The following is a 16,283-nucleotide window of genomic DNA, read 5'->3' on the forward strand; positions in this document are numbered from 1 at the left end:
TGTAGATCAAGAGAATGAAAAATTAATGTTACTCTGACCCTATTTAATTACAAGCCCCGTTAAACCAATAGATCCAATATCAAGTCAACAAGATACAGTAACACTATCTAAACAAGCTGTAGCACTAATGAATGGTGATAATGCGACTACTGAAGAAGCTGCCCCTACGTATATTAAGCCAGAAACAGCTAGTTCGTTATTAGCACAAAATGAAACAACATCAGCAGCAGACATTCAAAAATCAGAAAAAGCCATTCGCTTTGAAGAAATAATGCAAAGCGTTTTAGATCAACGTACAGGCATTGATCGCGATAAGCTCGCCGAAATAAACGCAATGATAGAAGAAATTCAAAATAATGAAGATATGAGCCCAGAAGAAAAAGAAAAAACGATTGAAATGTTAGGAAAAATGAAAGAAGAAATCATTGAAGAGAGTATTGAACTACAAAAAGTAGCCAAGCAAACGGATAAAAATAAAGAGGATGCTTAATAATTTAGAGTGAGTGTCCCACTAATTTGCGTTACAAAGTTAAGCAATAACAGTGTTTATAACAAAACATCAAAAATAGAAATTAATGTTACTCTGACCCCACTTATTTTTTAAACATCAAAGTCTCAAAATCAATATTATTATCCCCTCAGCTATCAACACGCGCCAAGTCTGCTTGAATCAAGTGCCGTAATGAAAAGTAATATTCACGTATGTTCATCATGGATGATGAACAAAGCGATGTAGGGCATGGATGCCCGTTCAGCGCTGTTACGTCGAAGATATTACTTTTCATGGAGGAGCACACTTGATTAGCAGCGTCGGGGGATTCCAAAGGGGGTTCGGCGTTAAGCCCCCTTTGGGTGTCGTCGCCACCGCGACAATATAAACCGAAATATACAAAGTGACGTGGTTTAATTGATTCGACTACCCCAGTTAAGGAATAATGAACTTAACCGGAGAATGAAAATGACAACACGTAAAAAATATTCCAAGGAATTTAAACTTGATGCTATCTCTTTAGTCAGAGATCAAAACATTAGTATTTCTGAAGCTAGCAGGAATCTAGGGATTGGAAATCAAATGCTCGGCCGCTGGATCAAAGAAGCTGAAAATGAAGATGGTCAAGCTTTTCGAGGTAATGGAAAACTGACACCCGATCAAGAAGAAAATCGTCAATTAAAAGCGCAAGTCAAACGCCTAGAAATGGAGCGCGATATATTAAAAAAAGCGACGGTCTTCTTTGCAAAAGAAACGAAGTAAAATATTCGTTTATTACCCATCATAAGAAGATCTGGTCAGTGGTATTAATGTGCCGCGTATTGGGTGTGAAAACTAATAATTATTATAGTTATCAGAAACGTAATACAATAAAACAAATGATGCAACACATCAAGAAATGATTGAGTTAGTAAAGGATATTGCCAAATTCAGTGACAATACTTATGGCGAAAGGCGTATTAAAGCGGTACTGAATGCTTTGAGTTTTCCTATCAGTCGATGGAAAGTAGCCAAATTAATGAAAGAGGCAAATGTTTGGGTTCGCTATAAAAAGAAATATAAAGTCACTACTAATAGTGCTCACAATAAGCCACTTTATAAAAATGAACTTGAACAAAACTTTACCACAGAGCAAGCAAATCAAGCATTTGTCGGTGATATTACTTACATTTGGACAGCAGAAGGTTGGCTCTATTTAGCCGTTGTTATTGACTTGTACTCTCGTAAAGTTGTTGGTTGGAGCATGGGGTCGAGAATGAAAGCTCAACTTGTCTGTGATGCACTAACAATGGCTATTTGGCAAAGAAGCCCTGAGAAAGGACTTATTGTTCATTCCGATCAAGGTGTTCAATACGCAAGTCACCAGTATAGACAATTACTCAATAACAATGGCTTTATTGGTAGTATGAGTAAAAAGGGTTGCTGTTGGGATAATGCCGTTGCCGAAAGCTTCTTTGGCAGCCTAAAGCAAGAGCGTGTTCACTGGAAAAATTATGAAACACGCTATGAAGCTCAACAAGATATAATGAATTACATAACCATGTGGTACAACAGTAACCGACTACACTCTTACTTAGGGTATCAAAGCCCTAATGATTTTGAATTGAAAATTAATGAGTTAGAAAAAGTAGCTTAACTAGGGTGTCTGAATTTACTTGACCAGGTCAAAGCCTAAATAATTAAAACTATATAAGTTTCATAAAAAAATCAGTAATCTATACTGAGCAATTAGATCTAAGAATAAAATAATGAATAAAAAAGAAATTACAAATTTGATAATCCTTCTAACAATCCTAATAAGTGTATGTTTTGGGCTTGCAGGTGTTGCAGTATTGTTAAGTACAATACAAGTAAATAATGATGGCTTGACTGTAATATATGACACAATATCAGCAATCACCTCAATAATTAGTTCAGTAGCAACTGTACTAGCCTTATTGCTCGCATTTTCTGGTATTGACACATGGAAAAAACAGTTAAAATACGGAAAACACTTATCGATTATTTGGGATTCCAAGCATTGCTTAAGGGATCTACAAAGCTCAAGAATAAAATGGTATATTTATTTATATGCATTTGGTAAAAATGAATTAAATTCAAATGAAAATTTAAAACTGGAAGCACAAATATTAGAAAAAGATTTAGAGCAATTAAAAAAATCATTTACTGCCCTAGATACAATTATAGTTAAAAACAAATGGGAATGGTCTAATTACGCAGTTGAGTTAAATACTTCTTTCGGAGAAATATCTAAAATATTAAAAAACAATCAAAAAAATCCTCAAGATTTAGAGGAAAAACTACTAAAGCAAAATAACTTAATAGACAGTCATTTTATATATCTAGAAACTCAATTAGAAGAACTTGAGTTACAATACTCATAGAATAACAAAAAACCCGCATTCTTTTATAGAGAATGCGGGTTTTCATTAAGAACAACAGTTTGCAATCAAAAGCTGATTACCAACCTGTTTTCTCTTTAAGTGCATTGCCAATTTCAGCTAAAGAACGAACAGTTTTAACACCAGCCGCTTCTAGTGCTGCAAATTTCTCATCAGCAGTACCTTTACCGCCAGCGATAATTGCGCCAGCATGACCCATACGCTTACCTTCTGGTGCAGTAACACCAGCAATGTAAGATACGACAGGTTTAGTAACATTAGCTTTGATATATTCCGCAGCTTCTTCTTCAGCAGTACCACCAATTTCACCAATCATTACGATTGCTTCAGTTTGAGGATCGTTTTGGAACATTTCTAAAACGTCGATGAAGTTAGTACCTGGGATAGGATCACCACCAATACCTACACAAGTAGATTGGCCAAAACCAGCATCAGTAGTTTGTTTAACAGCTTCGTACGTTAATGTACCAGAACGTGAAACAATACCAACTTTACCTGGTAAATGAATGTGACCAGGCATGATACCAATCTTAGTTTCGCCAGGAGTAATAACACCTGGACAGTTAGGACCGATCATACGAACGCCAGATTGATCAAGCTTAGCTTTAACGTCAACCATATCTAAAGTTGGAATACCTTCAGTAATAGTTACGATAAGCGTGATGCCAGCATCAATGGCTTCTAAAATTGCATCTTTACAGAACGGAGCTGGAACGTAGATAACTGTAGCTGTTGCGCCAGTTGCTTCTACAGCTTCACGTACTGTGTTGAATACTGGAAGGCCTAAATGCGTTTGACCGCCTTTACCTGGGCTTACGCCACCAACCATTTGTGTACCATACTCAAGTGCTTGTTCTGAATGGAAAGTACCCTGACCACCAGTGAAACCTTGACAGATAACTTTAGTATCTTTGTTAATTAATACAGACATTATTTGCCCTCCGCAGCTGCTACAACTTTTGTTGCTGCATCAGTTAATGATTCAGCAGCAATGATGTCTAATCCAGAATTTTTAAGAACTTCACGACCTAATTCAGCATTAGTACCTTCTAAACGTACAACTACAGGAACTTTAACGCCTACTTCTTTAACCGCGCCGATAATACCTTCTGCAATCATGTCACAACGCACGATACCACCAAAGATGTTAACTAAAACAGCTTTAACGTTGTCGTCAGAAAGGATGATTTTGAAAGCTTCAGAAACACGCTCTTTAGTAGCACCGCCGCCAACATCTAAGAAGTTAGCTGGCTTGCCGCCGTGTAAGTTAACGATATCCATAGTACCCATTGCTAGGCCTGCACCGTTAACCATACAACCTACGTTGCCGTCTAAAGCTACGTAGTTTAATTCATATCTTGCAGCATGCGCTTCACGCTCATCTTCTTGAGATGGATCATGGAAAGCACGCATTTTAGGTTGACGGTATAAAGCATTACCATCAATACCAATTTTACCATCTAAACAGTGAAGATTACCTTCGTCAGTAATAACTAACGGGTTGATTTCTAATAAGGCGAAATCGAAATCTTCGAACATTTTAGCAAGACCTAAAAAGATCTTAACAAATTGCTTCATTTGCGTAGGGTTTAAACCTAACTTGAAACCTAGTTCACGAGCTTGGTATGGTTGTGCGCCAACAAGAGGGTCGATTTCAGCTTGATGAATTAACTCTGGAGTTTCTTCAGCAATCTTCTCAATATCAACACCGCCTTCAGTAGACGCCATAAATACTACTTTACGACTTGCGCGGTCAACAACAGCACCAAGGTATAATTCGTTAGCAATATCTGTACAGCTTTCTACTAATATTTTAGCAACAGGCTGTCCATTTTCGTCAGTTTGATAAGTAACTAAATTCTTACCTAACCAGTTTTGAGCGAAATCTTTAATTTCGTCTTTAGATTTAACTAGTTTAACACCACCAGCTTTGCCGCGTCCCCCCGCGTGTACTTGAGTTTTAACAACCCACATAGTGCCGCCAATTTTATCAGCAGCTTCTGCAGCTTCTTGAGGTGTATCGCAAGCGAAACCTTCAGAAACTGGTAACCCATATTCAGCGAATAATTGTTTCGCTTGATATTCGTGCAAATTCATGGTGTTTTATCCATTTATCTGTAAATGAAAGCGATTGAAATTTTCTATTTATTAAAATTATAAAAATTTACAAAAGCCAAGGAAAAGTCGACTAATTATAATACAAAAGCTCTAATGACGGTAGTCAAAAGAGCTAATACTATAGTCTACTTAATTACTGTTTTCGTTACTCAAAAACATATAGTTAATGTCTATACATCTAAAAGTAAACGAGCTGGGTCTTCTAGTAATTCTTTAATCGTTACTAAGAAGCCAACAGATTCTTTACCATCAATCAAACGGTGATCGTATGAAAGAGCTAAATACATCATAGGAAGTATTTCAACTTTTCCATCAACCGCCATAGGTCTATCTTGGATTTTATGCATTCCCAAAATAGCTGCTTGTGGTAGGTTTAGAATTGGTGTAGAAAGCAATGAACCAAATACGCCGCCATTAGTGATGGTAAAGTTACCACCCGTCATGTCTGCCATTGAAAGCTTGCCATCACGACCTTTAAGCGCTAAATCACGGATACCATTTTCAATACCAGCCATGCTTAATTGGTCTGAATCACGTAATACTGGTGTTACTAAACCGCGAGGAGTAGAAACAGCAATAGAGATATCGAAGAAGTTATGATAAACAATATCATCACCATCAATTGATGCATTCACAGCTGGGAAACGTTTAAGTGCTTCTGTTACCGCTTTAACGTAAAAAGACATAAAGCCTAAACGTGTATCATGCGTTTTCTCGAAGATATCTTTATATTGTTTACGTAAATCCATAATTGGCTTCATGTTAACTTCGTTGAACGTTGTTAACATAGCCGTTGAATTTTTCGCTTCTAATAAACGTGTTGCAATAGTTTTACGAAGACGTGTCATTGGTACACGTTTTTGAGTACGCTCACCAAGGTCTTGTACTACAGGTGCAGCTTTAGCTGGTGCTGCAGTTGTGTTTTTAGCTGCAAGGGCTGCTTCAACATCTTCTTTAGAGATGCGTCCGCCTTTGCCTGAGCCAGCAACGTCATTTGCTGATAAACCTTTTTCAGTCATCAAACGACGAACTGACGGGCTAGCTAGTTCATCAGAACTTACTGCTTCATCAGGTGTTGCTGTCGCTGTAGTGCTAGCTGCTGCGCCGGCATTTAATTCACCAATTTTTTGTGCGCCTAATACTGTATCGCCTTCAACATGGATTATTTTACCAATAACACCATTGTCTTGCGCTACAACTTCTAAGACTACTTTATCAGTTTCAATATCAACTAAGTTTTGGTCAACTGATACTGTATCGCCTTCAGCTACATGCCAAGTTGCTACCGTCGCATCTGCTACAGATTCTGGTAAAACTGGAACAACGATATCAATTACTTTAACTGCACCGCCGCCATTGCTTGCTGCTGGAGCAGAAGCTGGAGCAGCGTCTTCTTTAGGAGCTGCAGCTTCTGCACTACCTTCAGAGTATGTACCAATAACTTGGTCGCCTAATACAGTAGCGCCTTCAATTTGGCTGATATCAGTTAAAACGCCATCAGCTGTTGCTGGCACTTCTAAAACTACTTTATCAGTTTCAATATCTACTAATACTTGATCACGGCTAAATTTTTCGCCTACTTGTACATGCCAAGTAGCAACTGTTGCATCCGCAACTGATTCAGGTAATACCGGAACTTTTATTTCGGTTGTCATTTTATTTTATTCCTTACAAACTTTTTAGCACTTCACTGTTACTTATCTTTTTAAACAGAGTAAGCAGGAGCTAGTGCACTCAATAGTTAATCTAATTTTATCTAACATTAGCGCTTGAGTGACAAGCGCTTATTATTCACTAATGTTAGTCCAATGTTAACGCTTGAGTGACAAGCGCTTGTTGTTCTTTTACATGTAAAGCCATATAACCTACCGCTGGTGCTGCAGAAGCATTACGGCCAGCATAGCTTAAATAACTTGCATCAGGGATAGCTGCTCTAAAGTGATGTTGAGAACAATACCAAGCACCTTGGTTTTGCGGCTCTTCCTGACACCAAACAAATTGCTTCACATGCTGATAATCTTTAATAGCATCTTTAAGCTCTTTCTCTGGGAATGGATATAATTGTTCAATACGAACAATTGCAACATTATTTAGTTCATTCTTACGACGTTGTTCAAGTAGCTCGTAATAAACCTTACCACTACAGAATACAACACGCTCGACAGCTTTAGCATCTAACTCGTCTATTTCGCCGATCACATTTTTAAATTCACCAGTAGCAAGTTCTTCTAAAGAAGATACCGCTAATGGATGACGTAACAATGATTTAGGTGACATTACTACTAATGGACGACGCATAGGACGAACAACCTGACGACGTAACATGTTAAATACTTGTGCAGGTGTTGATGGCACACATACTTGCATATTATGGTCAGCACAAAGCTGTAAGAAACGCTCTAAACGGGCTGATGAATGCTCAGGACCTTGTCCTTCGTATCCATGTGGTAATAACATAGTTAAACCACATAAACGACCCCATTTTTGCTCACCTGAACTGATAAACTGATCAAAAACTACTTGTGCACAGTTAGCAAAATCACCAAATTGCGCTTCCCAAATAGTTAAACCAGCAGGTTCAGCTGTAGTATAGCCATATTCGAATGCCAACACTGACACTTCTGATAATACTGAATCATGTACATCAAAAGGACCTTGTCCTTCACGAATATTTTGTAGCGGTAAATACGTACTTGCATCATCTTGGTTATGTAAAACAGCATGACGATGGAAGAAAGTACCACGACCTGAATCTTGTCCAGTAATACGAACTCTTTGCCCTAAGTCAACAATAGAAGCATAAGCAATATTTTCAGCCATCCCCCAATCTAATAACTTTTCACCAGTTGCCATTTTCATGCGATCATCATAGATCTTTTTAACACGAGAATGTACAGGGTGATTTTCAGGGTAAGATGAAACTTTAATCGCTAATTCTTTTAGCTTCTCAATACTAATTTCTTTATCGTAGTCATCATCCCACTCATGACCAAGATAAGGAGTCCAATCAACTGAATGTGCAGTCATTGGTCGCCATTGCTCTACAGTACATTGACCTTCATCAAGCAATTTTCGATAGTATGAAGTTAATTCATCAATAGTATTTTTGTTTAAGCTACCTTCTGCTATCAATTGATCTGCATATAATTGACGAGGTGTGGCATGCTTTTTAACAATTTTATACATTAATGGTTGCGTAGCGCTTGGCTCATCCGCTTCATTATGACCATGACGACGGTAACAAACTAAATCAATAACAACATCACGTTTAAATTCGTTACGGTAATCTAATGCTATTTGTGTCGCTAAAATTACCGCTTCAGGATCATCACCATTAACATGAAGTATTGGTGCCTGAACCATCTTGGCAATTTCTGTACAATATTCGCCTGAACGCGTATCGGCTTCTTTCGATGTAGTAAAACCTACTTGGTTATTTACTACAATGCGAACAGTACCGCCAACTTTAAATGCACGCGCTTGCGACATATTAAAAGTTTCTTGTACAACACCCTGACCTGCAATAGCAGAATCACCATGAATGGTAATTGGTAGAACCAAATCGCCTTGATTGCCGTCACGTCTATCTAAACGTGCTCTTACGCTACCAATAACAACAGGGTTTACAATTTCAAGATGCGAAGGGTTAAACGCTAACGCCAAATGCACATTACCACCAGGGGTAACAAAGTCAGAAGAATAGCCTTGATGATACTTAACATCACCTGAGCCTAATATTCCGTCGTGCTTTCCGCCAAATTCATCAAATAATTTTGTTGGGTTTTTACCCATAACGTTAACTAAAACATTTAAACGGCCGCGATGAGCCATGCCCATTATTACTTCTTTAGTACCAGCAGCACCAGCACGAGTAATAAGCTCTTTAAGCATAGGAACAAGTGCGTCCCCACCTTCTAGAGAAAAGCGTTTAGCACCTGGGAATTTTGCACCTAGATATTTCTCTAAACCATCAGCTGCAATTAAGCCTTTTAGAATTTCAGTTTTTTCATCAACAGATAATTTTGGTACAGACTGCACTGATTCTAAACGATTTTGTAACCAACGTTTTTCATCTGTAGAAGTAATGTGCATATACTCTGCGCCAACTGAACCACAATAGGTTTTTTTCAGGGCTTTGTATAACTCACCTAACTTCATTGAGTCTTGACCAATATCTAATGAGCCGACATTATATTCTTTGTCGAAATCATTTTCTGATAGATCATGATGGGAAAGCTGTAAATCACGGACTTTATCACGTTGCCATAATCCTAATGGATCTAAATTGGCATTTTGATGACCTCGAACTCTGAAAGCATTAATAAGCTGTAAAACTTTAACTTGCTTGGCGTCACCGCCACTCGTAACAACTTGTTTTTTTTGTTGTTTAGCTAAAACTTTAAACTCATCGCGTATAGCGCTGTGGCGATATTCCACATCACTACCTTCAACTTTAGGAAGTTCTGAAAAGATTTCACGCCATTCTGCAGAAACAGAGGCCGAGTTATCTAAGTATGATTCGTACAATTCTTCAATATAAACGATGTTACCACCGTTTAAATGGGAAGACTCTAGCCAAGCCTTCATTACACCTTCTGGCATTGCCTTTTCCTTGCTGGGGTAAAGCAAAAAATAAATAATCGTATAAAAAAATACGGTTACGGTTAAATTGTAATAATGCGTATTTATCAAAGAAAATACGTAAAAAACTTTTTTATCTATTGGGTAATAGCTAATTTTAACGTTAACTATTACCACTATACGTTATTTTAAGCAGTTAAACAGCACGGCTTAATAACATAGATTTAATATGACCAATGGCTTTAGTTGGGTTTAATCCTTTTGGACAAACATCAACACAGTTCATTATGCCATGACAACGAAATACACTGTATGCATCTTGTAAGTCATCTAAACGTTCTTCTGTAGCAGTATCACGGCTATCGATTAAAAAACGATAAGCATGTAATAAACCAGCAGGCCCGATAAACTTATCAGGATTCCACCAGAACGACGGACAAGAAGTTGAACAACAAGCACATAATATACACTCATAAAGACCGTCTAGTTTGTCACGTTCTTCAATGGTTTGTATATTCTCACGCGCTGGTTGCTGAGCATCGTTGATTAAATATGGTTTAATCTTCTCATATTGCGCGTAAAACTGACTCATATCAATAATTAAATCACGTACTACTGGTAAACCAGGTAAAGGACGTAAAATAATTTTACTCGATTTCAACTCAGATAATGGCGTAATACAAGCTAAACCATTTTTACCATTCATATTCAAACCATCACTACCACAAACACCTTCACGGCATGAGCGACGGAAAGATAATGTAGGATCGGTCTCTTTCAACATAATTAATGCATCTAGCACCATCATGTCTGAACCATCAGGTATTTCTAGCTCATAGTCCTTCATGTAAGGTGCATTGTCTACATCAGGGTTATAACGGTAAATTGAAAATATCTGTTTCATCAAATTATTCCTTAGTAAACACGAGCTTTAGGTGGGAAAGCTTCACGATGAACTGGTGCCATATTTACATTACGCTTAGACATATCTTGTGTCTCAGGCGTGTAAATTGAATGACATAACCAATTAGCATCATCTCTATCCTGGAAATCTTCACGTGCATGTGCACCACGAGATTCCGTTCTAAAGTTAGCCGCTTTAGCTGTACTAAAGGCCGTTTCCATTAAGTTATCTAGCTCTAAACATTCAATACGTTGAGTATTAAAGTCTGAAGATTTATCACTTAAATGAGCCGTTTGTAAACGTTCACGGATTTCTGTTAATTCTTTCATTCCCTGTGCCATCGCTTCGCCTTCACGGAAAACAGAGAAATTAAACTGCATACATTTCTGTAGATCTTTGCGAATTTGAACAGGATCTTCACCTGATGTAGATGATTCCCAACGATTAGTACGTGCTAATGAAGCTTCTAAATCAGATTCTGAAGCTTCTTTACCAAATTCTGTATCATTTAAGTATGTACCTAAGAAGTTACCTGCGGCACGACCAAATACAACTAAATCAAGTAATGAGTTACCACCTAAGCGGTTTGCACCATGTACAGATACACAAGCTATTTCACCAACAGCAAATAAACCTTCAACAATAGTTTCTTTACCATCAGGGCCAATATTAAGTGCTTGACCATTAACATTACAAGGAACACCACCCATTTGGTAATGACATGTTGGAATGACTGGAATAGGCTCATCAGCAGGATCAACGTGTGCAAATGTTTTTGATAATTCACAAACACCTGGTAAACGTTTGTATAACGTTTCACGACCTAAATGATCAAGCTTAAGTTTAATGTGTGGACCATACGTTGGATGGTCACAACCGCGACCTTCACGTATTTCAGTCATCATAGAACGAGCTACAACATCACGACCAGCTAAATCTTTAGCGTTAGGTGCATAACGTTCCATGAAACGTTCGCCATCTTTATTTAAAAGATAACCACCTTCACCACGACAACCTTCAGTTACTAATGTACCCGCACCTGCAATACCTGTAGGGTGGAATTGCCACATTTCCATGTCTTGCATTTGAATGCCAGCACGAAGTGACATACCAACACCGTCACCAGTGTTAATATGAGCATTAGTTGTTGATGCGAAGATACGACCTGCACCACCAGTTGCTAAAACAGTAGCGCGTGCTTTAAAGTAAACAACTTCGCCTGTTTCAATACAAATAGCGGTAGCACCAACAACGGCACCGTCACTGTTTTTAACTAAATCTAATGCATACCATTCTGAGTAAACGTTAGTTTTATTTTTAACATTTTGTTGGTATAAACAATGTAATAACGCATGGCCTGTACGGTCAGCTGCTGCTGCTGTACGAGCGGCTTGCTCACCACCAAAGTTTTTAGATTGGCCACCGAATGGACGTTGGTAAATTTTACCTTCTTCCGTACGAGAGAATGGTAAACCCATCTTCTCAAGTTCGATAATAGACTCTGGGCCAGTTTTACACATGTATTCAATAGCGTCTTGGTCACCGATATAATCAGAGCCTTTAACAGTATCGTACATATGTTGTTCCCAGTGATCTTCATGAGCATTACCTAAAGCAACAGTAATACCACCTTGAGCAGATACAGTATGAGAACGAGTTGGAAATACTTTAGAAATCAAGGCACAAGATTTGCCTGACTCTGAAATTGCTAATGCAGCGCGCATGCCCGCGCCGCCTGCGCCAATAACAATGGCGTCAAATTCACGAATTGGAACGCTCACTTACACACCCCACACAATTGAGAAGCCAAACACTACGTAGGCTAGTAACAAAACTGAAAAGAAAAATTGCAATGCACCACGCAAAAATGCTGGCTTGATATAATCTGACAATACTTGCCAAACACCAATTTTAGCATGCACAAGTAACGCGAGTAGCGCTAACATTGTTGCAACTTTTACACTCATACAAGCAAAGAAGCCTTGCCATGCATCATAAGTGACACTTGGCGTTACTATAAAGAAGCCCGCAATAAGTAAAGTGTATAGCACAAGGATAATTGCACTAGCTCTCAGAAGAATAAAATCATGTACGCCATTACGGCCTACTGATGCGACGACGCTTACCATAACCAAACTCCTATTGCTGCCGATACAGCTAACCAAATAATCATAATAAATTTGGCACTTAAATTACCCGACACTAACTCTTCAAAGTGACCTAAATCCATTAACAAGTGACGAACACCTGCTAATAAATGATAAGTCAGCGCAGAAAGGCAGCCGAAAATAATAAATTTAAAGAACAAGCCATCAAGACATTCTTGAATGTTGGCAAATCCTTCAGCAGAAGAAAGAGAGGTAGAAAGCGTTAGCAATAAGATACCAATAGCAAATACCATAATTACACCGGAAATACGGTGAAGAATTGAAGCATTAGCTGCAGGATGCATCTTGATTGTAGTTAGATCTAGGTTTACAGGACGTTGTTTTTTCACAATTGTTGCCTAAAGAGCTCGAAAGCCTTCAACTTTTATTATTGTTACTCATGAACTACCTTTTTAGAATATTAGTATTCATTAACTTTGCATACACAAAAGAATACTAAAGAGATTACTAAATAAGTAATTCCCGAAATGCACGGTAACTGCTTTTTATTAATAAAAATAATCTATTATTACTTACTAAAGTTAACCGAACCGCATAATAATAACGAACTTAGCCTAATTTGGCTAAGCAATTCAATTAATACTTTAGTAAAAGAAGAAATTATTTTTATTATTAAAATAACCTCTAACTTAACAAGACATTTACTATTTATATATTCTTATTAAAGCTACAAAATATAAAAAACATTTACAGAACGAATTGATTATATAGTTGATATTACATAAATTCAATTTTCCTACAGCAATAATAAATTGTAATTTATTAAACGGTAGTTATTCATGGTTAATTATTGTACGATTCGATGAGCACCTTCAAACTTTAGTCGAATGGCTATTACATTTTAATTACAAATTGAGTTAGAATGTCGCCAGTTCAATTTACCCAAGTTAAGTATAAATACTGATTGTTATTTATTAATTACTTTAAATAAGATTAATTACTTATTTAAAGTAATTAAAAAGATGTTCAGAAATCAAAATTGTAAATTTTTAAAATTATAGGGGATAAAACATATGGCTGAATCTAAAGCCTTGCTAAGTATTGACGGCAAAGAAATTGCTGAACTGCCAGTTCTTAAAGGCACTGCAGGTACCGATGTAATAGATATTAGAACCTTAGGTAGTCACGGTTATTTCACTTACGATCCAGGCTTTTTAGCGACGGCATCTTGTGAGTCATCAATCACGTTTATTGATGGTGGCAAAGGTATTTTGCAACATCGTGGATATCCTATTGATAACTTAGCTAAAGAAGCTGATTATCTAGAAGTTTGCTATATTCTTCTTAATGGTGAAGCGCCAAATAAAGAACAATATGAAGAGTTTAAAATAATCATAACCAATCATACGATGGTTCATGAGAAAATAGCTCATTTCTTCCATGGTTTCTTACCTGATGCTCACCCAATGGCAATGCTTTGTGGTGTAGTTGGTGCTTTGTCATCTTTCTACCATAGCGATTTAGACATTAACGATCCTGAACAGCGTCATCGTAGCGCGCATCGTTTAATTGCTAAAATGCCAACTATTGCGGCAATGGCTTATAAGTATAGCGTTGGACAACCTTTTGTTTATCCACGTAATGATTTAACTTATGCAGAAAACTTCTTACACATGATGTTCTCTGTACCTGCTGAAGAATACAAAGTAAGTCCTATTATTGCTAAAGCAATGGATAGAATCTTCACTTTACATGCAGACCATGAGCAAAATGCTTCAACGTCAACAGTGCGTTTAGCTGGCTCTTCAGGTGCTAACCCTTATGCATGTATTGCAGCTGGTATTGCTTCTTTATGGGGCCCTGCACATGGCGGCGCTAACGAAGCATGTTTAACTATGCTTGAAGAAATTGGTGATATTTCTCGTGTTGATGAATACGTATTAAAAGCTAAAGATAAAGACGATTCGTTCCGTTTAATGGGCTTTGGTCATCGTGTTTACAAAAACTTCGATCCACGCGCTACTGTAATGCGTGAAACGTGTCATGAAGTACTAGCCGAATTAGGCATCAATGATCCATTGTTAGACGTTGCTATGGCACTTGAAAAAGTTGCATTAGAAGACGAATACTTTGTTCAAAGAAAACTTTACCCTAACGTAGATTTCTACTCAGGTATCATTCTTAAAGCAATTGGTATCCCTTCAAGCATGTTTACAGTTATTTTTGCTATGTCTAGAACTGTTGGTTGGATTGCTCACTGGGATGAGATGTTATCTCAACCAGGTCAAAAAATTGGTCGTCCTCGTCAAAAATATACTGGCGAAATTGACCGTACATTTGTTCCTTTATCTAAATAGTAATAGAAATATTATTTACGGGTAATATTTACACCCGCGATAAACGATATAAATGACGAAAAAAGGTAGCATTAGCTACCTTTTTTTATTGCCAAAAATCAAAAACCAGCCTTTTTCACCATAATGAAAAAGTCTATATTGCTTACTTTTAAGCCATAAAAAAGATGACAAAGGAGTAAATACTCTATTTTCATCATTCACAGCAACAATACCAATTATTCACACAAGACATACCAATAGTAGAGTTTTTAGTCTAAAACCCATCGTTTTAATATGATTTTCTACTCCCTTTTTTACTAAAATTTACCGCTTCACCATAAAAAAGTAACAAAATTTCACACAAATATCTCTTTCAATCAGGGATTACTAAGCAAATTAGTTTTCACGATAATGCTTAAGACGTTATAATAATGCCAATTTCGTATTACTTTTTTTTAAGAACATAATGTCAGATTACTCTCTAAGATTTGGTGGTATTGCCCGCCTTTATGGTTTACAAGGCGCTCAAGTCATCAAAGAATCACACTTTTGTGTTATTGGAATTGGTGGGGTTGGCTCTTGGGTGGCAGAAGCACTGGCTAGAAACGGTGTTGGTAATATCACGTTAATTGATCTTGATGATATATGCATTACTAATATCAACCGTCAAATACACGCATTAAGTGACACCATTGGTGAAAGTAAAGTAGAAGTAATGGCTGCACGTATTAACCAAATTAACCCTAATTGCCAAGTTAATGTTATTGAAGACTTTATCACTGTCGAAAACTTGTCTGACTTACTCAGTCATAATTATGATTACGTGATTGATGCTATTGATTCGGTCGATATAAAAACCCGACTCATTGCTTTTTGTAAACGCAATAAATTACCTGTAATTACTATTGGTGGTGCAGGTGGACAGGTTGATCCCAGTAAAATAGCTATCACAGACTTAAGTAAAACGTATCAAGATCCTTTATTAGCAAAAGTTAAAAACCAATTACGCCGTGAGTTTAACTTTCCGCGTTCGGATATTAAGAAAGCCAGCAAAAGAAAATTCTCTATTGATGCTGTTTTTTCTACTGAACAATTACGTTACCCAACAGAAGTTGGAGACGTTTGCTTAGCAAAGCCTGATGTAAGTGAGGGTAATACTAGTTCTATGCGATTAGACTGTAGTGGCGGCTTTGGTGCAACAACCCATGTAACGGCTACTTTTGCATTTTTTGCTGTTAGTAGAGCAATTGATAAGCTATTACAAAAATCAGCTTAGAATACCGAAAAACTTAACATTCAGTAATATACTGTCTTAACATTTCTCCTGGAATACCCAGCTTGAGC

General features: G+C 37.3%; 12 protein-coding genes and 1 pseudogene. 5 read left to right on the forward strand and 8 right to left on the reverse strand.

Features of this window, described 5'->3' with window-relative positions:
- Nucleotides 1–127: 127 nt before the first annotated feature.
- From GQS55_RS12825 to GQS55_RS12835, 3 genes and pseudogenes are all read left to right on the forward strand, one after another.
- On the forward strand, nucleotides 128–490 hold the full coding sequence (locus tag GQS55_RS12825) for a hypothetical protein (RefSeq protein ID WP_159820894.1): 363 nt from the start codon (nucleotides 128–130) through the stop codon (nucleotides 488–490).
- A gap of 468 nt (nucleotides 491–958) precedes the next feature.
- Nucleotides 959–2,126: pseudogene (locus GQS55_RS12830) on the forward strand (IS3 family transposase).
- A 112-nt stretch (nucleotides 2,127–2,238) separates the two neighbouring features.
- Nucleotides 2,239–2,874 carry a hypothetical protein gene (locus GQS55_RS12835; protein ID WP_159820895.1) on the forward strand — a complete coding sequence of 212 codons (636 nt, stop codon included), beginning with the start codon at nucleotides 2,239–2,241 and terminating at the stop codon, nucleotides 2,872–2,874.
- 76 nt (nucleotides 2,875–2,950) lie between these two features.
- On the opposite strand, the gene sucD is transcribed toward GQS55_RS12835, so the two are convergent.
- The 8 genes from sucD to sdhC all read right to left on the reverse strand — a co-directional run bounded on the left by sucD (nucleotide 2,951) and on the right by sdhC (nucleotide 12,992).
- Nucleotides 2,951–3,823 carry a succinate--CoA ligase subunit alpha gene (sucD, locus tag GQS55_RS12840; RefSeq protein WP_159820896.1) on the reverse strand — a complete coding sequence of 291 codons (873 nt, stop codon included), beginning with the start codon at nucleotides 3,821–3,823 and terminating at the stop codon, nucleotides 2,951–2,953.
- Complete coding sequence (gene sucC / locus GQS55_RS12845; RefSeq protein ID WP_159820897.1) at nucleotides 3,823–4,989, reverse strand: ADP-forming succinate--CoA ligase subunit beta; 1,167 nt, start codon at nucleotides 4,987–4,989, stop codon at nucleotides 3,823–3,825. The genes sucD and sucC overlap by 1 nt, the downstream gene beginning before the upstream one ends.
- Before the next feature lie 191 nt (nucleotides 4,990–5,180).
- Complete coding sequence (gene odhB, locus GQS55_RS12850; protein ID WP_159820898.1) at nucleotides 5,181–6,665, reverse strand: 2-oxoglutarate dehydrogenase complex dihydrolipoyllysine-residue succinyltransferase; 1,485 nt, start codon at nucleotides 6,663–6,665, stop codon at nucleotides 5,181–5,183.
- 145 nt (nucleotides 6,666–6,810) lie between these two features.
- A complete protein-coding gene (gene sucA / locus GQS55_RS12855; protein WP_159820899.1) occupies nucleotides 6,811–9,612 on the reverse strand; it encodes a 2-oxoglutarate dehydrogenase E1 component in 2,802 nt (933 codons plus the stop codon).
- 175 nt (nucleotides 9,613–9,787) lie between these two features.
- Nucleotides 9,788–10,495 carry a succinate dehydrogenase iron-sulfur subunit gene (locus GQS55_RS12860; RefSeq protein WP_159820900.1) on the reverse strand — a complete coding sequence of 236 codons (708 nt, stop codon included), beginning with the start codon at nucleotides 10,493–10,495 and terminating at the stop codon, nucleotides 9,788–9,790.
- 11 nt (nucleotides 10,496–10,506) lie between these two features.
- On the reverse strand, nucleotides 10,507–12,276 hold the full coding sequence (gene sdhA / locus GQS55_RS12865; protein WP_159820901.1) for a succinate dehydrogenase flavoprotein subunit: 1,770 nt from the start codon (nucleotides 12,274–12,276) through the stop codon (nucleotides 10,507–10,509).
- Nucleotides 12,277–12,624 carry a succinate dehydrogenase, hydrophobic membrane anchor protein gene (gene sdhD / locus GQS55_RS12870; protein ID WP_159820902.1) on the reverse strand — a complete coding sequence of 116 codons (348 nt, stop codon included), beginning with the start codon at nucleotides 12,622–12,624 and terminating at the stop codon, nucleotides 12,277–12,279.
- A complete protein-coding gene (gene sdhC, locus GQS55_RS12875) occupies nucleotides 12,618–12,992 on the reverse strand; it encodes a succinate dehydrogenase, cytochrome b556 subunit (RefSeq protein ID WP_159820903.1) in 375 nt (124 codons plus the stop codon). The genes sdhD and sdhC overlap by 7 nt, the downstream gene beginning before the upstream one ends.
- A gap of 684 nt (nucleotides 12,993–13,676) precedes the next feature.
- Here sdhC and GQS55_RS12880 point away from each other — a divergent pair.
- A complete protein-coding gene (locus tag GQS55_RS12880; protein WP_159820904.1) occupies nucleotides 13,677–14,960 on the forward strand; it encodes a citrate synthase in 1,284 nt (427 codons plus the stop codon).
- 445 nt (nucleotides 14,961–15,405) lie between these two features.
- The gene (gene tcdA, locus GQS55_RS12885; protein ID WP_159820905.1) at nucleotides 15,406–16,215 is read left to right on the forward strand and encodes a tRNA cyclic N6-threonylcarbamoyladenosine(37) synthase TcdA; all 810 of its coding nucleotides are present in this window, start codon (nucleotides 15,406–15,408) and stop codon (nucleotides 16,213–16,215) included.
- Nucleotides 16,216–16,283 lie beyond the last annotated feature (68 nt).

Source organism: Colwellia sp. 20A7 (genome assembly GCF_009832865.1).
Taxonomy (GTDB): domain Bacteria; phylum Pseudomonadota; class Gammaproteobacteria; order Enterobacterales; family Alteromonadaceae; genus Colwellia.